Here is a 19,146-nt window from a genome sequence, read left to right on the forward strand (position 1 = left end):
TGATATGCTCCCTTCTAGGTAGACAAGTGAAATAATAAAAACTTGTCACTTAGGAGGGAGCATATTTTATGTCTAAAAGAAAAGTATCTGTTGCGGATAAGATATATGCTGTAAATCTATATCTGGATGGAAAAGAAAGTCAACGGCGAATTGCCGATATGTTTGATGTAAGTCTCGCATCTGTCCAACAATGGATTCGAAACTATGAATCTATGGGAGCAAATGCATTCACATTGAAAGGGAATAAAAAATATTCCAAAGAATTGAAACAACAAAAACAAGCAAAGTTATCTCTACTCCCGTTATCAAAGAATTGCCGCGCGCAGAGGTGGGAAAAGGGCTTTAATTGCAGTAGCCCATACCATGTTAATCGCGATCTATCATATACTAAAAGAGAAAGTTCCTTATCATGACCTTGGAGCGGACTACTACTCCGTTATCAATCAAGAAAAGATAATCAATAGGAATATTCGTACATTAGAAAAGTTAGGGGTAAATGTAATGATTCAGCCGAAATGAATCTCTTTAACTGTATAATTAAGAGAAGGAAATAAGCCCGCCAAAAGGCGAGCTTATTTAGAATGCTTGTTTATAGGTTATCGCTGAACTACGTTTTCAGGACAGCCCCTCGATTTCATTCTAAGCAGCATTTTTTAAATCAAGGCTTAATTGTCCTGCCTGCTCCCATGTTTTTGTTGGTATTCCGCACGCATTCAACGCTTCTTCATACCGAACTCCATTATTAGTCAAATTCATACAGATCTTATAATGTTTAGGATGCGTTACAAGCATTCTTTGAAAACGGTTTGGTTCAGCCTCTAAGTGTGCGCCAAATCCGCAGAACATACATCCGGTTCTTTGTTCACCAGTCGTATAGTACTGTCCAAATTCATCCTGTAGGATATCCCCATATACCGAACTGATTTCAATATCTTTTTCAACAATGTATCGTAGTACATCAGCCCTCGTCCAAGAACCCAAAGGCTGACTTTTTATAAGAGCTCCACTATATACATTGCATCCTGTTTTCGAATACTGATGTTCTCTTCGAAAACTTTCATCCTGTGTAATTCCAATGTACGGCTTTCTTCCAGTCTCTTTTACATATCTGGTAAAAGGTTCCTTCTTAAGGATATCACAACACTTTGGACTTATATCGCACTGCATGCAAACAAGGAAACGCCATTTTTTAGGCAACATACCAAATTTCCCACGTTCATCCCCATATAAAAGGTAATTACGATAGCGATCACTTAGGTTACCATGACGAAGTTTACTGACTTTGCTTGCCGTTTCCTTTGAAGCAATCGGGAAACCATATTTATCCACAACTTCCGAAAAATAAGCTCGTTTTCCAGACTTCCACCTGGGATAAATCTCCACAAAGTTACCGCTTGCCCTACGTGCGTGCCGTACAATTTCTGGAAATTCCAGTCCTGTGTTAGAAAATACAGCCGGTATCTCATCTCCTAATACCATTCGTATCATATACAGCAGTGCCGTACTATCCAGGCCCCCAGAGTAACTAAGGTACACATCTCCATACCAGTTTTCATACCATTCTTGAATCCGTGTTTCCGCAAGCTTCACTTTCATTTCATAGGGCAGGTATTTCCGCTGACTAAATTGCCACTCATTTAATTTCAATTCATCCTGAAGAATGTACATTTATTCAGCTCCATTAACCTACGGATATTAAAAAAAATATCCGTAGGTTCGTCCTTATGCAGCCAGTGCTACAACACCAGTGCCCTCCTCATAGAAATTAATACAGTAGCAAACTGTATCTGTCTCAAACTTTACATACTCATCATTCTGCTCCAATACTCGCCTAATTTTTCCTGTTGAACGCCATAATCCATTCTGACAATAGTGAGCTTTCTGTCCTTCCTTCAATGGCTGCATCACGGATCCATATAATACTACCGTGGGCTTAAATTTCATTCGTTCTCCTCCTTTCTGAAAATTCTTCAACGAAGCCACCTCCTTTTTGCGCACAAAAAAAGCACAGAACAGACATTCATTTTTCAAATAAATCAATGTCTTTCTATGCTTTTATTTGTACATATGATTGGTTAAATTTTTTCTCCAGGCCATAAGCCTGAACAAAATATCTGTTTCTGAATCCAGAAACAAAAATGATTACATGTTCATAATATCTATATATAGCTATTTTGTCAACTGTATAATACAATATATTGCATTATTATATTTATTGGTTTAATATGGGAACTTCACAACACATATAATCAAACGGTATACAAACTCCTCATATAAATCTTGATCAAATTGACTATTTACGTTTGCGTATTTATATAATAGCGGATTATATAATTCTATTATCTGAACCATCGCGGTATCATCCATCGTTTTTGCTCTATTAAGAAGTTCCCTAAATCCCATATCTATTTTTCTCCTATGATTTTTCTTAGTTTTGTAAGTGTATTGAAATATATGTTTTTAGCTTGTAACTCACTTCTTCCTACCAGTTTCCCAATTTCACGAAAAGTTTTCTTTCCAATACATCGCAATACTAATATTTCAATCTGAAGGGTATTTAAAGCAGAAATAGCAGAATAAAGCGTGGGATCATCAATACTATTTAATACGTCTCTCGCATGAAATTCTTCACCATCTTTGATTTTATAATCAATACAGACATTCTCTAACATGCGTTCTGCTGCCTTATCCTCAATAGAATCAACTTCATCCAAAGATGTCTCTGTTTTGATTATTTTATTCAGCTCTATCAGGTATTCTTTTTTCGCGTTCAATATTGAAACTTTTAAATACGCTCCAAACTTTCTCTTTAGTTCTTTATCCATTTTATTTGGCATTATTGCCCCCCTAATTTGTAATCCTGTAAAACTTCTCCAGTTGGCGGAGCTCTTTGCAATTTGTCATAATAACAACCACTTTTACAATTAACAAAACAGACTACTGAAATAACTTTCCAGTAGTCCGCACAAACCAGGTAATGTTGAGTATCCTTCTGCTTTTTATGAATTTTCTGTTCCTCCTGCCTGATCGATCCATGCCACAATGGAGTTAACCGCAAACATTTACATGGAACCAGGAATTATATTTTCTTTTACATTCTATATATAATACGATTCAAATAATTTTTGGCATCATTTCTTCATAGAATTTTCACAATTTTTGTATAATTAATTTATGCAATTTAACACATTCTTGATTTCTTCCACAACCTAACCAAACACCAAAGATACTATTTTCTTAGAAAATCATCCAGTTCTGAATCATAGGCCTTGACTTCTTCCATTGAAAGAGTATCTACTTTTTCAAATGCCCTATCAATCTGCTCGGAGCTCATATCGTCTTCTTTTTCCTTTTCAATAACATCTGTTAGCTGTTCTTCAGACAACCCTTCTTGAAAAAGGTGTCCACATTCCGGACAGATTCTATACGACTTCCGAATTTCACACTGACACTCCGGACATATTTTCTTATGTGTTTTTTCCATTCCCAGATAAACTGTATATACTGTCAGCAAACTTGTTCCTGCCAGGCAGATTCCTGCTCCCAAATGATATCCCATAATGTTTCCGACAGTCCCTACTGCCTCCAGAAAACAAATGCTCCCCAATATTTTAAGTTCCATCACTTTTTGCACCTCCCTGTCTAATCCTCAGAATTATCAAACAGCTTATAATTCTTCAGCATTAAAGAAACCTCCGCATCATTCGCTTCATACTCTCCATCTATACTTACAAAATGATCCTCCTCATTCTTATCTTCTGGTGCCAAAGGAACTTTTTGTTCCTTTGGCTGATCAGAAAAAACCGGCTTTGGGGCTATCTGTTCAATTGATTTATTTTCGATTGTCCAATAGGCCAGTACTGCTTTAACAATATATCTGGCTTTTTTCCTGCTACCACAGTAATCATTCAAAAACTGGCAGACTTTCCGATGATCTTCATCGGTTTCATCAAAACGGAGATTGAAACGGTACTCATTTTTTTTACTCATTTCCGTTCCTCCTTATTCTCAACCAGATACTGTAAGCGATACCCTTTTGCATTTGCTTTTGTATCATTGATAATATTGTATTCTACACCGAATCGTTTCCATACAATTTGGATGAAATCTGCCAATAAAATAGAACCTCCTCCAAGAAATACTGTCTGTGTCGTATTGAAATCAATTCCAAGCTCACGAAACTTTCCAAGTAATTCTGTCACATATCCGATAGCAACCTCACGTACACGTTCTTTTAACTCTGGTTTATAGCAACCACCTCTTTCCAATATAATATTGTCAATATCCTCTTCATCCAAGAGAATACTGTATTTTTGTCTTATCGCAGCTTTAATACTGTTATATAACCGAATGACACCATTTTCTAATGAATCGACATACTCCATTTCCAGCTGTCCAAATCTTAAAACCATATAATCTACGGTAAAGCCACCAATATCGATTAATAAAATTTTTGGTATTACCGATAACTGTTTCTTCACAGCAAGAAGACAATATGCGGCATATGCCTGTATATAAACTTTTACTTCTTTGAAAACAATTCGGTATGAAATGCCTTTATAGCAAAATTCAACTACTGCCCCATTCCGATAAAAATACTCCCTGAATTTTTTTCGCTGTTTCCCATAATGCGCAGGCGGCAGTCCTACCAGAAGCTCAATCTCCTGTAAATTTTGCGGAAGCAAACCTTCATTTTTTTCGCGGTAAGATAATTCTTTTGCAATGGCAAATAATGTCAGAATATAATACCGATCATCTGCGGTCTTATCTTCCATATACGAGATTCTTCTATTCGTTGTCATATAATATTTTCCTTCGTACTCAATCACCTCTTCCAACTCTCCTGGCAGTGTATCCAAAATTTCCACCCCGGAATTGAACTCACAGTTCTCTGTTTTCATGTGTTTGTTACCGGTATCCACTGAAATAATCATATGTATTTCTCCTTTCAAAATCCAAATATAGTATTGCTATACGCCTTTTTTGCGTCCTTGCAATTTCACTATAGAGATTTTGGAAAATCTGTGTCAATAGGATTTTGGAAATAATTATTTTTCTACGTAATCTTCACAAACCAGCTTCAGTACACGTTCACTTTCTCCCTCATAGCCCCATAATATGCTTCCTACAGCTTCAAAAGCCTGTTCACGCCAACGAAAATATGTAGTCCTGTGAACTCTTGCATATTGCGGAAAATGTAGTTCCAGCTTGTCCAGGATTTCATCAATGTTCTCTGGTTTTGTTGACGATAAATAACTGTAATAAAGTACCCAATAATACCGCTCCCCCTGCGGATGGTACCTTCGCATAAGATCAACGGCTTCATCAATTAAACGCAAATATTGGTTTGATCGGTTGATGGCCTCTACACGCTCTTTCTCAGATGCCAAATCTCTTTCCACGTCCATTCCCGCTTGATAAATGCTTTCTAAGAATTCATCCACGTCTGTACCATACTCCATATGGAATCGACGTTTAACCTGATTAATTTTAATTTGCATCTGCCAGTTTACAGCCCGATAAATTTTGAATAATTTAATAACGTCATGATAGGCAGTATTTTCTTCCCCCTTATATTCCTTTGAAATTACTCCTGATCTTCCCCTTGCCACAGCTCTGTCTCATCCTTTCTCTTTTCATTTAATTTTCTAAACGCCTTCTCCATTTCGTCGTCCATTTTTCCAGCTCTAACAAGGCAGCAATACATGAGTATAATTACCACTGCCAGCAGGATCCAGAAAAAAAGCCAAAAATGCCACATTTTTGATTCCTCCGTTTCTAATTTTATGGAGTGGTACTATACTCTCCTATTATAAATAATGGAATTACTTGTCGAAATGTGTAAAAAAATGGAAAAAAAATGCGATTTTTTTAAGATTTTTTTGATTTGAAATAAGAACCACATTGAAATACAATCGCACCAATAATGCATCTTCTCTTTTTCTAAAAACAAAGCCCAATAATATCTGGGCTAAAAATTGTCCCAAACACTAAAATAAGCCCATAAGTTATCAAATAACCCATGGACTTATTCATGTATTTTTATTCATCAAAATTTATAAAAAATATTCATTTACACACCTTTTACATTCTTATTTTGATACCCCATTTTCACACCTCTAGTACTCCATTTTTACTCCATTTTCGTAATAAATAGCGTGAAATTATAATAATTTACGTGAAATGCGCAACTCTCTTAACCCCTGGAAATACTGGAAAAATCAGGTGTTCCGTACAGGTCATACGGGGTGCTCTGGTAGACGTAATAATTTAGCCAATTGGTATACAGGTTGTTGGCATGGGCTCTCCACAGCAGAAGCGGACCGTTTTCGGGGTTGTTGTCGCGGTAGTAGTTTTCAGGCATTTCGATGGGGAGACCTTTGCCAAGATCGCGTTTGTACTCGCCGTCCAGGGTGACACGGTCGTATTCCGGGTGACCCATTACAAAAATCTTGCGGCCGTCTTCTGCCATGGCAAGAAAAAGACCTGCTTCGTCGGATTCTGCAAGGACAGTAAGGTCTTTGCAGGCATGTACATCTTCAATAGGAACTTCTGTATGTCGGGAATGAGGTGCCAGAAATACATCATCGAACCCTCTGACCAGCGGAATTTTGCGGTTCATTACCTTGTGCCAGAAAAGGCCAAACATTTTCTTATCCAGCTTACGTTTCTTCAGTCCATAGAAATGGTAGAGCGCAGCCTGAGCAGCCCAGCACAGGAAAATGGTAGATGTCACATGGGTCTCGGACCAGTCCATGATCTGGGTAACTTCCTCCCAGTAATCAACCTCTTCAAACTCCATCTGCTCCACCGGTGCTCCTGTAATGATCATTCCATCAAACTTCTTATCTTTCAGTTCAGAAAAAGTCTGATAAAATTTGTTCAGATGACTCCTGGAAGTATTTTTCGCCTGATGGGACTCAACTGCCATAAAGCTTACATCAACCTGCAGAGGAGTATTGGAAAGAGAGCGAAGAAGCTGAAGCTCGGTTTCCTCTTTCAGTGGCATTAAATTTAAGATCAGAATATAAATCGGACGGATATCCTGGTGCATAGCACGGTTCTCGTCCATAACAAACAGGTTTTCTTTTTCCAGAATCTCCTTTACCGGGAGATCACTTTGTATTTTAATTGGCATTGCAATTTCCTCCTACTATTATACATACTTTTTGTCATTCCTTTCGCTTCGCTCAAGGCACAAGCAAGTTATGAAAAAGTTACTGTTCACTGGTAACGTTCCGCGAGGTGTTTTTTATAAACAAAGTTCACAGAAAACCCGAAAACCTCGTCGCGAGATCATGGGATTGCATGATTTTTATGCATCGCAAAGGGGATTGCTGTAAACGAAGTAAGCAAAAAACACAGATTACCAAAAGGCATTCTGCAAAATATACCGCAAAGTACAACGTACAGATTACCCAAATTTTCTTTTAAATCCCCGCCAGCTCCAGGAAATCCTCCTCCGACAAAATCGGGATTCCCAGTTCCTGTGCCTTCTTGTTCTTGGAAGAAGCCGATGTTTTATCATTATTGATCAGATAGTCTGTTTTCTTTGTCACAGAACCGGTCACCTTACCGCCGCGGGCTTCGATAAATTCCTTTGCCTCAGAACGGTTGGAAAAATGCTCTACACTGCCTGTAATAACAAAGGTTTTCCCTGCAAAAACCTGTTCCGCAGAAGTCTCCTCATGAACCAGATGAAGATGACTGAGCAGATGATCCAGCTTCTGATTATTCTCTGCGCTCTTAAAATAATCAGCCAGACTTCCGGCGATTACCGGACCGATTCCTTCAATCGAGCTGATCTCTTCTTCCTCCGCATAGCGGATTTTCTCTATATCATCGTCAAAATATTTACAGATCACCTTGGCATTTGCAAGACCGATACCTGTAATCCCAAGACTGTAAATCACCTTGGCAAGAGTAGTTTCTTTCGCTTTCTCCAGACTCACCATCAGATTATCAAAGGATTTCTGACCAAATCCTTCCATTTCTACAATCTGATCTTTATATTTTCCAATTTCAAAAATATCACCAAAATTATGAATAAATCCCATTGCAATAAACTTCTCCAGAGTTGCCTCTGAAAGTCCGTCAATATTCATGGCATCACGGCTGGTAAAAAGGCTGAAGGACTTAATCTTCTTGGCAACACAGTCCGGATTCATGCAGTATAATGTCTCCACATCGTTTTCCTTGCGGATACGCGCCTCCCGGCCGCACACCGGACATTTATCCGGAATTACCAGATTGCCGCTTCTTGTAAGATTCTCCGCAATCTGGGGAATGATCATATTGGCTTTATACACCTTAATGGTATCTCCAATTCCAAGCTGCAGTTCCTTCACAATACTGATATTGTGCACGCTGGCACGGCTTACGGTAGTACCTTCCAGCTCCACCGGTTCAAAAATTGCAACCGGATTAATCAGTCCGGTTCTGGACGGACTCCACTCCATATCCACCAGCTTGGTTTCCCGCATTTCATCCGCCCATTTAAAAGCAAAGGAGTTTCGCGGAAATTTCGCAGTACTCCCCAGAGACTCCCCATAGGCGATGTCATCGTAGGTCACAACCAGTCCGTCTGATGGAAAATCGTTGTTTACAATTGTTTTGGAAAAATAATCCATGGCTTCATCCAGACTTTCAGAGGTAACCACCTTATACTCCACCACCTCAAAGCCCTGTTTCTTCAGCCAGATAAACTGCTGCTCCCTGGAATTGGAAAAATCCACATCCTGGGCACTTACCAGAGCAAAGGCATAAAAACGCACATTTCGTTTCGCCGTGATCTCGTTATTCAGCTGACGCACAGAACCACTGCAAAGATTCCGCGGGTTCTTATATTTAGCATCTGCATCGCCTATAGTCTCGTTGATCCGCTCGAACTCAGAATAAGTGATAATCGCCTCACCCCGAAGCACCAGCTGACCTTTATAAGGGATGCGAAGAGGGATATTCTTAAACACCCTGGCATTGTTAGTAATAACCTCACCTACAATTCCATTCCCCCTTGTTACTGCTTTCACAAGCTCACCGTTCTCATAAGTAAGAACAATGGTCAGACCGTCCAGCTTCCAGGATAAAAGGCATTTGTGATTTCCTATAAATCCACGGAGCACTTCCCTGTCTTTTGTCTTATCAAGGGATAGCATGGGGCTTGGATGTTCTTCCTTCGGAAGTTCATTGACTGCCTCGTATCCTACACGGACAGTAGGACTATTTGTGAGTACAGTGCCGGTTTCTTTTTCCAGCTGCTCCAGCTGGTCGTACAGGCTGTCGTACTCCTGATTGCTCATGATTTCCCTGTCTTCCTGGTAATATGCCTTCGCGGCCTGATCCAGCTTTTCTACCAGTTCTTTCATTCGCTGTAGAGAATTTTCCATGATGTCCTCCTGTTTTACTGTTGTAATTACTGCAAGCAGATTTCCTCTGTGAGATAGACTGCCGTTTTTCTGAAATAGTGCGGGAAGCAGCTGGCTTATTTTGCCTTTTTTCTTCTGGAATTGAAGAAAAGGGAATGCTGTCTCTTCCCTGTTTTTTGGAAAATACAGGCACACTGTCCTGCCTTCTGGCTGCGGGAAGCTGGGAGGAATCTGCAATTCCACGTTCCAGCTTCTTCCACTCCTCCTGGGTGGCTTCTCTGTACCCGCCCTCTTTCAGGCCATCTATTGTCAGTTCCATGATTCGTACGCGCTTCAGACTAAGCACCTGATATCCCAGATATTCACACATTCGGCGGATCTGCCGGTTCAATCCCTGGGTGAGAATAATCCTAAAAGAATTTCTCCCTGTTTTTTCCACAAAACACGGACGGGTAATGGTATCCAGAATAGGAATTCCAGATGACATTTTTTTCACAAAATCACCATCAACTGGTTTATTCACAGTCACCAGATATTCTTTCTCATGGTAGTTTCCCGCACGCATGATCTTATTTACCAGGTCTCCCTGGTTTGTTAAAAGCAAAAGCCCTTCGGATTCCTTATCAAGACGTCCTATGGGATAAATTCGAACCGGATAATTCAGATACTCCGTAACTGTAGTCTCCTGGCGCTGTTTTTTTGTGCTGCACACCACACCTCGGGGCTTGTGAAATAAAAGTAGAACTTTTTCTTCTACTTTTTTCACAGGCTTACCATCCACAAATACAACTGTATCTGCTGTAATCCTTTCTCCCGGTTCTGCCTTATGACCTTCCACAGTCACCCGTCCGTTCTGGATCAGGCTGTCAGCCTCACGTCTTGAACAGAATCCCGCTTCGCTTAAGTATTTGTTGATTCTGATTTTTTCGTCCATTTTTCCATTATATAGTTTTTCCCGGGCATATGCAAGGCAAACCTTGCCCCAAGCTCCAAAAGCTCCAGAACACATAAAAAAAAGCTTTCCCGCAAAGTGTAATGCACATCTTGCAAAAAACCTTCTCCACACACGCTCCAAAGCGAATATTAAGCAGCCAATAAAGAAGATAGAAGCATGCAAAAAAGCCAGGACAATTTCCCCGCCAATACTCTGCAGACACTGTAAATTCTTTCACACTGCCGCAGGCATTACACAGGAAAATCCATCCCGGCTTCCACATTCTTTTCTTATTTTTCCAATAAGAAAAACCTCTTTATTCCGTTTTCAGATCTGAAAACTTCATTTTCACAACACACATAGCTCCCATCATCAGTGCTACACCGATGATCAGGCACAGTGGGCTCTGGATAAAGCCGGCGAAAATGTAAGTTACAAAGGATACCACTGCTGCCACAATGGCATAAGGCAGCTGGGTTGACACATGATTTACATGATCACACTGAGCTCCCGCGGAGGCCATAATAGTCGTATCCGAAATCGGAGAACAATGGTCACCGCAAACAGCACCAGCCATACAGGCAGAGATGGAAATAATCATCAAGTCTCCCGGTGTGTTTTCAAATACATGAACAACAATCGGGATCAGAATACCGAAGGTTCCCCATGAAGTACCAGTAGCAAATGCCAGGAAGCAGGCTACCAGGAATATAATAGCCGGAAGCATATTTACCAGTCCTTCTGCAGAAGACTTCACCATTTCCGCAACAAACTCAGCAGCTCCCAGACTGTCCGTCATACTCTTTAAGGTCCATGCAAAAGTGAGGATCAAGATTGCCGGTACCATGGACTTAAAGCCCTCCGGAATGCATGCCATACAATCGCGGAAGGACAGCACTCTGCGCACCATATAAAGAAGAATGGTAATCACCAGACCGAAAAAACTTCCAAGCACCAGTCCGACAGAAGCATCACTCTGGGAAAAAGCAGTTACAAAATCTGTACCGCTGAAAAATCCTCCAGTATAGATCATACCGATTACACAGCAGATAACCAAAGAGATGATAGGGATCAGAAGATCCATAACCTTTCCTCTTGGATTCACCGGTCCATCACCTTCGCCTGAAGCATAAGGACGGGCTGCTGTGGTAAACAGATCCCCTTTTAACGCATTGGACTCATGCACACCCATAGCACCAAACTCTTCTTTCATCAAAACCATGGATACCATCATTACAATCGTAAGAAGTGCATAATAGTTATAGGGAATAGCTCTTACAAACACGGACATTCCATCCTCTCCCGGAACAAAACCGCTGACAGCAGCTGCCCAGGATGAGATTGGTGCAATGATACATACCGGCGCAGCTGTGGCATCGATCAGGTATGCCAGCTTCGCGCGTGATACATTGTGCTGATCTGTGATCGGTCTCATAACACTGCCTACCGTCAGACAGTTGAAATAATCATCAATAAAAATCAACACTCCAAGCAAAATGGTTGCCAGCTCTGCCCCAACTCTTGTCTTGATGTGTTTGCCTGCCCAGCGTCCAAAAGCGGCTGAGCCTCCAGCCCGGTTCATCAGGCAGACCATAGTTCCAAGAATTACCAGGAACACCAGAATACCTACGTTACTGCCGGATGATAACACACTGATCATTCCGCCTGAAAAAATATGGTTAACCGTTCCCTCAAAATTACCGCCAGAGTACAGAAGTGCTCCAACTAAAATTCCAAGAAACAAGGAACTGTAAACCTCTTTTGTGATCAATGCCAGAACGATTGCCACAACTGGCGGTATCAATGACCAGAAAGTAGCGTACACAGCAGGTGTGCCAGCCTCCTCTTCTGCCGCTGCCAGAACAGTCACCGGACATGCCAGGACAAACATCATAACAGCTGCAAAAAGAACAGACAACTTTTTACAATTGTACTTCATTATCGATTTCCTCCCTCTTTTTTCCTGAATACCAGATGACCAGTCACAAACCGGTCAGAGCGTTTTCTTAAAAGCCTCCTCTTCTTTAACGCAAAAAGCCATGAATGCACTCCCATTATGGGGACACATTCATGGCATTTATTCTTCACAGGATCTATACCTTAGATAGCGCTCCACAACAGTGACAGTCTGCCGCATATTCTGCGTCAGCCCAGAACTTCTCTCCTGGCTGAGAAAAAAATCCTTCGGCAGTCTCCCCTTTCATTCCAGCCAGTCTGCCATACGACCCAGAGCCTGTATCTGCGTATGCCCATACTCTGCACACAACCAGTCTCTGCAGCTGAAATTACTGATGAAGCCTGCGCCTCTATCATAACTTCCCGTATTCAGTTTATTCACAAACTAAATGTATCAGCTTTTTCCTGTAAATGCAACCCTTTTATTCACAATATTTGAAAATACCGTACTCATTTACCTGACCGATCAGTAAGAACCCTTTTGTTTCCATATACAGCTGCTTCTTTTTGCTTGGAACAGGGAAAACCAGGTAATTGCATTTCAGTCTTTTTGCATTTTTTACTACCTTTTTGATCACCGGTACTTCTGCCACAAGCTGTTTATGGAGCCATCTTGCAGCTTTTTTTCCAGAGGCTCCTTTACCGCCTCTTCCGTAAGGCATTTTGATAGATGGATCATAAACTCTCACGTAGGAAGCTATTTTGTCATCTGTTGCCAGGTAGATTTCTTCATTTTCTTCCTTCTGCTCATTGATCAGATTGCAGATGCTTACTACCTCATCAGGAATCTTCTGTACATTCTGAACCTTTTTGTAAAAACCATCTCTATTCAGGCCAGTTCCGCAAAAAGCCAGCACTGCCGCAATAAAAATCAGAAGTATGTACTGCCGTGGTCTGGAAGCTCCCGCCTTTTTTATCAGGCAGGTTCCTGCATAAGCTATAAGCGGCACTGCCGGAAGAATCCATAATACTCTCCAGTAAACCGACCGCCCTATACATTTCTGTATAATATAAGCAGTCACCGGACAGAAAAACACAGCAAGAAAAACTACAATATAGCCGGATAAAATTCTGGCTCGTTCTTTTTTTCTTCCGAATACCAGGAAATACAAAAATGCAGCCAGCAGTAAATAGACATAAAATCCGTTTCCCCAGTATTTCTGCCAGGCGTCCAGTGAAGCCAAAAGTGCTCGTTTCATCTCTCCACCTCCTAAAATACCAGAATGTATACCACGCCAAGTATCAGGGATGGCAGACAGCAGACTACACTCTTTAAGAATCTTCTTCCGTTTCTGAATTTCACCAGACTAAACAGCGCAAATACTCCCATCAGAAGGGGGGCAAGCATGATTCCCATTGAGGAAAACAGACAGCAGGCTCCATTTGCCAGAAAAGCCAGGCTCCATGGATATTCCGGTTTTTCCTGCATAAAAATCTCCATACAGAGCAGAAATAAAAATGGTAAAAACACCCCTGCCAGCACAGCTTTTCCCTGCCAGATCCTGCCCATTGTAAAAATTTCCGAATTGTATACCGAATATCCGCCAAACCACAGGATCACGGCACAAAAGATCATAAAAATCCCCTGTTCTCCAGCCTTTCCCTTGAAGAATATGCGGCTGTACTGAAAAAGCACCACATATGCCAGAAAAACAAATACCGCCGGAAAAACAGTATGTGCCACAATGGCTGGATGAAGTCCTCCGCATAACCGGCTGGTCACGGCAAGAAATGCAGGAAACGGAGAAAGAATGTAACGGCTTGGCAATACATTGTAAGCGGCTCCGGTGTAGGGGTTATATGCATAAAGAGAATCGGTTTCCACCGCGGTAGTGGCTGTTCCTACATAAAAAGCATCATCTTCATCCATATGGGCATAAAGCACCACAACGACAAGCTGGAACAGAATCAGAATTCCTGCCACCACAAGCTCCGGGGAAATTCCATTCTTCTGCAAAAAACTTTTCAAACCGGAAGAATTTCCGATCTGCGGCTTGAAAACATCTGACTCTTCTGCCCTTTTGCTGCAATATGTACCAGCACACTTACCGGTTTCCTTCTGCCTCTTCTTATAAAGACTCCAGACACCCAGAAATGCCAGCACACCAGCCGTCACACCATATGTAGCTGTCAGCAGATGAAGCGGCTGCTTTGTAAAGATCATGATAAGGGAAAGCAGCTCTGTAATGGCAAATAACAGTGTATAACCGGCCAGAAGATATTCACTGCAGGTTCTTTTTTCCCTGCGGAAATAAAATTCTCCTGCCAGGCAGGGAACCACCAGCAGCCAGATCACTGCCAGTATCCCCTTAAAAATAAATCCCATATATTATTTCTCCAGTTCTTTTTTCAGAATTCCCATGGCAATCTTCTCCGATGTGATCGGCAGCTCTCTTACCCGGACACCGGAAGCATTGTAAACCGCATCTGCAATTGCAGGACAAGGGGTATCGATTACCAGCTCACCGATGGACTTGGCACCAAAAGGACCGCTCTTTTCATAGCTGCTCTCAAACTCAACCCGGATATTTCCAATATCCTCACGGCTTGGGATCTTGTACTGCATGAAAGAATTCTCACGAATCTTACCTTCTTTGGAATACTGCACATTCTCCATAAGTGCCATACCGATTCCCTGGGCAACTCCTCCCTCAGTCTGCACACGGGCAAGATTGGGATTAATAGGAGTTCCGCAGTCTACAACTGCCACATAATCGATCAGGTCAATATTTCCTGTCTCTTTGTCTACTTCCACCTCTGCTGCCCCAACCATATAAGGCGGCGGAGAAATCTGGGAAGAATAGGAGGCAGTCACCTGCATTTCCAGGGTATTTCCGCAGGTTCCCTTATAAGCAATCTCCTGAAGACTGACCTCTTTTTCCCCTGCGTAGACTTTCTTTCCATCAAAGTCTGCTTCCTCAGGACTTACACCCAGCATTTCAGCACCCAGCCGGATAATCCTCTTTTTCAGCTCATTGCAGGCGTTAATAACTGCATTGCCTGTAGCGTAAGTAGTGGCAGATGCATAAGAACCGGAGTCATATGGAGAAACATCCGTATCCACACCAAATGCAACAATATTCTCAAATTCTGTTTCCAGACAGTCGGCTGCCATCTGAGAAAGAATGGTATCACAGCCCGTACCCATATCTGCACATCCAAGGGAAAGTGTATAGGATGCGTCCTCATTCAGCTTCAGGGTTGCGCCTCCCACGTCTACATTGGCAATAGAGGAGCCCTGCATCGCCATGGCAAGACCTACGCCGCGGACTTTTCCATTTCCCATATCACGGCATGGATATTTCTCATCCCAGCCGATCATCTCCTTGGCCCGGGCAAGGCAGCGATCCATCGTACAGCTTGCTGTATGAGTCAGGTTTCCATCATAGTCATACATTGGCTCGCCTTCAATTGGCATATTCAACTCACGGATCCTTGCAGGATCCATATTCATCTTATGGGCCAGCTCATTAACAGCGGATTCCACTGCATAAATTCCCTGTGTGGCACCATATCCACGATATGCACCGGATGCCTGCACGTTGGTGTAAACAACCTCATAGTCAAAAGCATAGGCTTCCAGATTCCGGTACAGGGCAATTGCCTTATGACCTGTAAGTCCGATGGTTGTAGGACTGTGATCTCCGTATGCACCAGCATTGGAAAGCGCCTCTACTTTAATTCCTTTTACGATTCCGTTCTCATCTGCACCAACTTTTACGTGTACTTCCATCTCATGACGGGGAGAAGCGCAGATTAAAGATTCATAACGGCTGTAAACGATTTTGGATGGACGTCCTGTCATCCAGGTAACAATTGCCGGATAAATTTCACAGACCTCTGTCTGCTTGGCTCCAAAGCCGCCGCCAATACGAGGCTTGATCACGCGGATCCTGGAGGATGGGATTCCAAGGGCATTTCCAAGGATTCGGCGAAGGTGGAACGGTACCTGTGTGGAGGAAACCACATTCAGCCTGCCGAAATAATCCTTGGTACAATATGTGCGGAAGGTCTCCATCATACACTGCTGATCAGCCTTTGTGTGATAAACTTCATCTACTGTATATTTGCATTCTGACAAAACCTTGTCAATATCCCCCATTTCCTCATGGCCTTTTGCTGCAAGGTTCCGCTTGTTATCTGCACCAACCGGGAACTTGGATTCCCAGTCCTCTTCCGGGTGGACCAGAACCGGATTATCCTTAGCTGTATGCATATCAAGAACCGGTGTTTCCACGCGGTATTTCACTTTAATGCGCTTCATGGCAAGGTCTACAGCTGCTTCTGTTTCTCCTGCCACAATTGCCACTGCATCCCCTACGAAACGAAGATGCTGATCCAGGATCATTCTGTCATAAGGACTGAACTCCGGATAGGTCTGTCCGGCAGAGGCGAAACGTCTCTTTGGAACATCTTTCCAGGTAAGGATCAGTGCCATTCCTTCTACCTTCATGGCTGTGTCCGTCTTGATCTCTTCCACCCAGGCATTGGCATAGGGACTCCTTAAGATCTTGATGATCAGGCAGTCCTTTGGTGCCAGGTCGTCTGTGTAGACTGGCTTTCCGGTCACCAGAGCCATGGCATCCTTTTTCTGCAAAGACTTATTTACATAGCTCATGCCTGCACCTCCTTCTCCTGGATATTTCCGTTTTTCTTATATTCCAGATATTTCAGGATACTTCTGGTCTGTCCAACAAAACCGGAGCAGCGGCAAAGATTGCCTGCCAGATATTCCTTAATCTCTTCTTCGGTTGGATTTTCCAGTTCTTTTGTCATCGCAAGTACATTCATGATAAATCCCGGATTACAGAATCCGCACTGCTCTGCGCCTTCATTGGCAAGAAAAGTTCCAAATTCTTCAGCTTCTGCCTGAAGTCCCTCCATGGTGGTGACCTTTTTGCCGTCAATACGGGCAGCAAGGACACTGCAGGACAGCATTGGCTTGTCATTTACCAAAACGGTGCAAAGACCGCAGTTTGCAGTTTCACAGCCTCTTTTTACACTGTAGCAGCCAAGGCTTCGAAGAAACTCCAGAAGCATGGTGTCAGGACTGATTTCCGCTTCCTTTTTGGCTCCATTCAGCCAGAAATTAATTTTCATCTGTCATACCTCCCACTGCTTCTAATGCTCTTCTTGTGAGAACCTTCACAAGAAGGGTTCTGTACTCTGCGCTGCCTCGCATGTTTCCAAAGGTAGGAACCTTCCGTGCTGCATAGTCTGCAAATTTCTGAACCGCTGTCTTCTTCTCTTCCGAAGACATGGTTTCCATGCCTGCAAGGAGACCTTCTTCGTCTTCCAGAAGAAATGCCTTCGCCGGACGGGCACCGTAAACCGCTCTCACGCCATTCTCAGACAGCCTGATACAGCATGCCAGTACCGGGAAATCGGTCTTGGTATTACGATGGCTTAAATAGGCAACCTTCAACGGAGTTTTCTTTATGATAATGCGTACCAGAATATCTCTGTCTTTTGGCATTTTCACAAAATCAGAAAGACAGACTCTGCCGCCTTTAAAAAGTTCCACCTCTGTATCAAGTGCCAGAAGCATGGTGAGTACATCAGAAAAGCCGAAGCGTCCCCAGATACTTCCGCCTACAGTGGCGCAGTTGCGGAACTGTACGCCTACAATATGGCGCAGGCTTTCTCTTATGGCGCCTTTCGTATATGTATGAAGTCCCTGATGAAGTTCCAGGTCCCGCAATGGGGTCATACAGCCGATCACAAATTCACTTTCTGTTTCTGTGATGGTATCCAGACCAAGCCCGGAAAGATCAATGGCTGTGGTTACAACACGGTTACCCATTTTCAGCCACACCATGCCGCCAAGCACACAGGCAGTCCGCTTCTGGTTCAACTCATAAGCCTGTTCCAGAGATTCTGCTTTCACATAATTTTTTATTTTGAGCATGTTCAATTCCTTTCTCATATTGTATCACTGTTCATCGTTTTCCAAATGTGCTTTTTACAGAGCGTGTTTGAAAAAGGCTTTCTGCAATCTGTACATGCAGTGAACAGCAATCGTATTGCTATTTTTAGTATAACAAGAAAGGGTTCAAATTTCCAGCGAAATGACGTATTCAGAATATTTTTTTATTTTGATTTTATGCAAATTATATAGATGTTTTCATACAATTGTGTTATAATGCTAAAAAGAACAGAAAATAGTTCTCATAAACTATTTTATAACAAAATTATTTACAAATCCACCACAAAAGGAGGCGCCGTTTATGAGTAACCGTGTTATAACAATCAATCGTATGTTTGGAAGTAACGGACGTATTATTGGAAAGGCTCTTGCAGAGGAACTGGGATTTAAGTTCTATGATAAGGAGCTGATTGAAATGGCCAGCAGGGAAAAGAATATTCCTTTTGATGAGTTTGCCAGAGTAGATGAGAGAAAAGCCAGCCAGTGGCTGTATCCGGTGGATTACGAGCTGCAGATGAATCCGGAATACCATTTTGTTCCCATGAATGATGTGCTTTACGATCTGCAGAAGAAGATCATTTTGGAGGCAGCCGAAAAAGAGAATTGCGTGATTGTTGGACGCTGCGGCAATTATATCTTACAGGATAATAAAGATAAGCATCTGAGTCTGTTTATCTATGCTCCGTTTGAGGACCGTGTGAAGACGGTGATTGCACGTACCGGCCGGGAGGAAAAGAGTGTAAGGAAGCTGGTGAAACGTACGGATAAGGAACGCCGGGCTTATTATGAGTATTTTACGGATACTAACTGGCTGGATATGCTGCAGTATGATCTGTGTATTAACAGCAGCAGGGTGACGAAGGAAGAGATTGTGGAGATGGTGAAGAAGCTGATCTAAAGTGTATATTAAAGGCAGCCCCGTTTTTGGCGGGGCTGTGATTTTTTGCTATTTAGTTGATTAAAAG

Annotated in this window: 19 protein-coding genes, 1 pseudogene and 1 riboswitch; of the genes and pseudogenes, 2 read left to right on the forward strand and 18 right to left on the reverse strand. The window is 42.3% G+C overall.

Annotated elements, in window-relative coordinates; genetic code table 11:
* Positions 1 to 68: 68 nt before the first annotated feature.
* Entirely contained in the window at positions 69 to 413 is a 345-nt protein-coding gene (locus PGQ38_RS17710; RefSeq protein WP_270432909.1) for a helix-turn-helix domain-containing protein, read from the forward strand.
* A 226-nt stretch (positions 414 to 639) separates the two neighbouring features.
* Here PGQ38_RS17710 and PGQ38_RS17715 read toward each other — a convergent pair whose 3' ends face one another.
* The 18 genes and pseudogenes from PGQ38_RS17715 to PGQ38_RS17800 form a co-directional block, all read right to left on the reverse strand.
* Entirely contained in the window at positions 640 to 1,668 is a 1,029-nt protein-coding gene (locus PGQ38_RS17715) for a phosphoadenosine phosphosulfate reductase family protein (RefSeq protein WP_118584051.1), read from the reverse strand.
* A 54-nt stretch (positions 1,669 to 1,722) separates the two neighbouring features.
* On the reverse strand, positions 1,723 to 1,944 hold the full coding sequence (locus PGQ38_RS17720) for a hypothetical protein (protein WP_118584052.1): 222 nt from the start codon (positions 1,942 to 1,944) through the stop codon (positions 1,723 to 1,725).
* A 276-nt stretch (positions 1,945 to 2,220) separates the two neighbouring features.
* Positions 2,221 to 2,403: a helix-turn-helix domain-containing protein gene (locus PGQ38_RS20225; protein WP_118584050.1), complete on the reverse strand. Its 183-nt coding sequence runs from the start codon at positions 2,401 to 2,403 to the stop codon at positions 2,221 to 2,223.
* A 2-nt stretch (positions 2,404 to 2,405) separates the two neighbouring features.
* Positions 2,406 to 2,837, reverse strand: a complete 432-nt coding sequence (locus PGQ38_RS17730) for a sigma factor-like helix-turn-helix DNA-binding protein (protein WP_118584049.1) — start codon at positions 2,835 to 2,837, stop codon at positions 2,406 to 2,408.
* 392 nt (positions 2,838 to 3,229) lie between these two features.
* Positions 3,230 to 3,622, reverse strand: a complete 393-nt coding sequence (locus tag PGQ38_RS17735) for a hypothetical protein (RefSeq protein ID WP_187564854.1) — start codon at positions 3,620 to 3,622, stop codon at positions 3,230 to 3,232.
* A 20-nt stretch (positions 3,623 to 3,642) separates the two neighbouring features.
* Positions 3,643 to 3,990 (reverse strand): hypothetical protein, encoded by a 348-nt coding sequence (locus PGQ38_RS17740; protein WP_118584047.1) that lies wholly within the window; start codon positions 3,988 to 3,990, stop codon positions 3,643 to 3,645.
* Positions 3,987 to 4,934, reverse strand: coding sequence for a ParM/StbA family protein (locus PGQ38_RS17745; RefSeq protein ID WP_118584046.1), 948 nt, complete (start codon positions 4,932 to 4,934; stop codon positions 3,987 to 3,989). Before PGQ38_RS17745 ends, PGQ38_RS17740 begins: the two co-directional genes overlap by 4 nt.
* A gap of 114 nt (positions 4,935 to 5,048) precedes the next feature.
* Complete coding sequence (locus PGQ38_RS17750) at positions 5,049 to 5,612, reverse strand: hypothetical protein (RefSeq protein WP_118584045.1); 564 nt, start codon at positions 5,610 to 5,612, stop codon at positions 5,049 to 5,051.
* Positions 5,588 to 5,761, reverse strand: coding sequence for a hypothetical protein (locus PGQ38_RS17755; protein WP_173719018.1), 174 nt, complete (start codon positions 5,759 to 5,761; stop codon positions 5,588 to 5,590). Before PGQ38_RS17755 ends, PGQ38_RS17750 begins: the two co-directional genes overlap by 25 nt.
* 435 nt (positions 5,762 to 6,196) lie before the next feature.
* Positions 6,197 to 7,138, reverse strand: coding sequence for a homoserine O-acetyltransferase MetA (metA, locus tag PGQ38_RS17760; RefSeq protein ID WP_173716862.1), 942 nt, complete (start codon positions 7,136 to 7,138; stop codon positions 6,197 to 6,199).
* Between the two features lie 292 nt (positions 7,139 to 7,430).
* Entirely contained in the window at positions 7,431 to 9,386 is a 1,956-nt protein-coding gene (gene ligA, locus PGQ38_RS17765; protein ID WP_204454563.1) for an NAD-dependent DNA ligase LigA, read from the reverse strand.
* A gap of 259 nt (positions 9,387 to 9,645) precedes the next feature.
* Positions 9,646 to 10,374, reverse strand: a pseudogene (locus PGQ38_RS17770) (pseudouridine synthase); the annotation flags it as partial.
* 241 nt (positions 10,375 to 10,615) lie between these two features.
* Positions 10,616 to 12,238, reverse strand: a complete 1,623-nt coding sequence (locus PGQ38_RS17775; protein WP_187565602.1) for a Na+/H+ antiporter NhaC family protein — start codon at positions 12,236 to 12,238, stop codon at positions 10,616 to 10,618.
* A 158-nt stretch (positions 12,239 to 12,396) separates the two neighbouring features.
* Positions 12,397 to 12,616, reverse strand: a riboswitch (Lysine riboswitch).
* A 61-nt stretch (positions 12,617 to 12,677) separates the two neighbouring features.
* On the reverse strand, positions 12,678 to 13,454 hold the full coding sequence (locus PGQ38_RS17780; protein ID WP_204454561.1) for a hypothetical protein: 777 nt from the start codon (positions 13,452 to 13,454) through the stop codon (positions 12,678 to 12,680).
* An 11-nt stretch (positions 13,455 to 13,465) separates the two neighbouring features.
* The gene (locus tag PGQ38_RS17785; protein ID WP_204454560.1) at positions 13,466 to 14,581 is read right to left on the reverse strand and encodes a DUF6077 domain-containing protein; all 1,116 of its coding nucleotides are present in this window, start codon (positions 14,579 to 14,581) and stop codon (positions 13,466 to 13,468) included.
* Positions 14,582 to 14,584: 3 nt separating this feature from the next.
* Positions 14,585 to 16,873, reverse strand: a complete 2,289-nt coding sequence (locus tag PGQ38_RS17790) for a xanthine dehydrogenase family protein molybdopterin-binding subunit (RefSeq protein WP_118584039.1) — start codon at positions 16,871 to 16,873, stop codon at positions 14,585 to 14,587.
* The gene (locus PGQ38_RS17795) at positions 16,870 to 17,355 is read right to left on the reverse strand and encodes a (2Fe-2S)-binding protein (RefSeq protein ID WP_118584038.1); all 486 of its coding nucleotides are present in this window, start codon (positions 17,353 to 17,355) and stop codon (positions 16,870 to 16,872) included. Before PGQ38_RS17795 ends, PGQ38_RS17790 begins: the two co-directional genes overlap by 4 nt.
* Entirely contained in the window at positions 17,345 to 18,163 is an 819-nt protein-coding gene (locus tag PGQ38_RS17800; protein WP_173719042.1) for an FAD binding domain-containing protein, read from the reverse strand. Before PGQ38_RS17800 ends, PGQ38_RS17795 begins: the two co-directional genes overlap by 11 nt.
* Before the next feature lie 319 nt (positions 18,164 to 18,482).
* Here PGQ38_RS17800 and PGQ38_RS17805 point away from each other — a divergent pair, with 319 nt between their 5' ends.
* Positions 18,483 to 19,079, forward strand: a complete 597-nt coding sequence (locus tag PGQ38_RS17805) for a cytidylate kinase-like family protein (protein ID WP_173719024.1) — start codon at positions 18,483 to 18,485, stop codon at positions 19,077 to 19,079.
* Positions 19,080 to 19,146: the final 67 nt, after the last annotated feature.

It is taken from the genome of Blautia faecis, from assembly GCF_027662325.1.
GTDB lineage: Bacteria > Bacillota > Clostridia > Lachnospirales > Lachnospiraceae > Blautia_A > Blautia_A faecis.

What these genes read in the sequence shown, in the direction of transcription:
- PGQ38_RS17735 (WP_187564854.1), bottom strand. Translation starts at nt 3,622, where the DNA reads ATGGAACTTAAAATATTGGGGAGCATTTGTTTTCTGGAGGCAGTAGGG.
- PGQ38_RS17790 (WP_118584039.1), bottom strand. Translation starts at nt 16,873, where the DNA reads ATGAGCTATGTAAATAAGTCTTTGCAGAAAAAGGATGCCATGGCTCTG.
- PGQ38_RS17785 (WP_204454560.1), bottom strand. Translation starts at nt 14,581, where the DNA reads ATGGGATTTATTTTTAAGGGGATACTGGCAGTGATCTGGCTGCTGGTG.
- metA (WP_173716862.1), bottom strand. Translation starts at nt 7,138, where the DNA reads ATGCCAATTAAAATACAAAGTGATCTCCCGGTAAAGGAGATTCTGGAA.
- PGQ38_RS20225 (WP_118584050.1), bottom strand. Translation starts at nt 2,403, where the DNA reads ATGGGATTTAGGGAACTTCTTAATAGAGCAAAAACGATGGATGATACC.
- PGQ38_RS17755 (WP_173719018.1), bottom strand. Translation starts at nt 5,761, where the DNA reads ATGTGGCATTTTTGGCTTTTTTTCTGGATCCTGCTGGCAGTGGTAATT.
- PGQ38_RS17775 (WP_187565602.1), bottom strand. Translation starts at nt 12,238, where the DNA reads ATGAAGTACAATTGTAAAAAGTTGTCTGTTCTTTTTGCAGCTGTTATG.
- ligA (WP_204454563.1), bottom strand. Translation starts at nt 9,386, where the DNA reads ATGGAAAATTCTCTACAGCGAATGAAAGAACTGGTAGAAAAGCTGGAT.
- PGQ38_RS17745 (WP_118584046.1), bottom strand. Translation starts at nt 4,934, where the DNA reads ATGATTATTTCAGTGGATACCGGTAACAAACACATGAAAACAGAGAAC.
- PGQ38_RS17780 (WP_204454561.1), bottom strand. Translation starts at nt 13,454, where the DNA reads ATGAAACGAGCACTTTTGGCTTCACTGGACGCCTGGCAGAAATACTGG.
- PGQ38_RS17710 (WP_270432909.1), top strand. Translation starts at nt 69, where the DNA reads ATGTCTAAAAGAAAAGTATCTGTTGCGGATAAGATATATGCTGTAAAT.
- PGQ38_RS17740 (WP_118584047.1), bottom strand. Translation starts at nt 3,990, where the DNA reads ATGAGTAAAAAAAATGAGTACCGTTTCAATCTCCGTTTTGATGAAACC.
- PGQ38_RS17795 (WP_118584038.1), bottom strand. Translation starts at nt 17,355, where the DNA reads ATGAAAATTAATTTCTGGCTGAATGGAGCCAAAAAGGAAGCGGAAATC.
- PGQ38_RS17800 (WP_173719042.1), bottom strand. Translation starts at nt 18,163, where the DNA reads ATGCTCAAAATAAAAAATTATGTGAAAGCAGAATCTCTGGAACAGGCT.
- PGQ38_RS17730 (WP_118584049.1), bottom strand. Translation starts at nt 2,837, where the DNA reads ATGCCAAATAAAATGGATAAAGAACTAAAGAGAAAGTTTGGAGCGTAT.
- PGQ38_RS17720 (WP_118584052.1), bottom strand. Translation starts at nt 1,944, where the DNA reads ATGAAATTTAAGCCCACGGTAGTATTATATGGATCCGTGATGCAGCCA.
- PGQ38_RS17805 (WP_173719024.1), top strand. Translation starts at nt 18,483, where the DNA reads ATGAGTAACCGTGTTATAACAATCAATCGTATGTTTGGAAGTAACGGA.
- PGQ38_RS17715 (WP_118584051.1), bottom strand. Translation starts at nt 1,668, where the DNA reads ATGTACATTCTTCAGGATGAATTGAAATTAAATGAGTGGCAATTTAGT.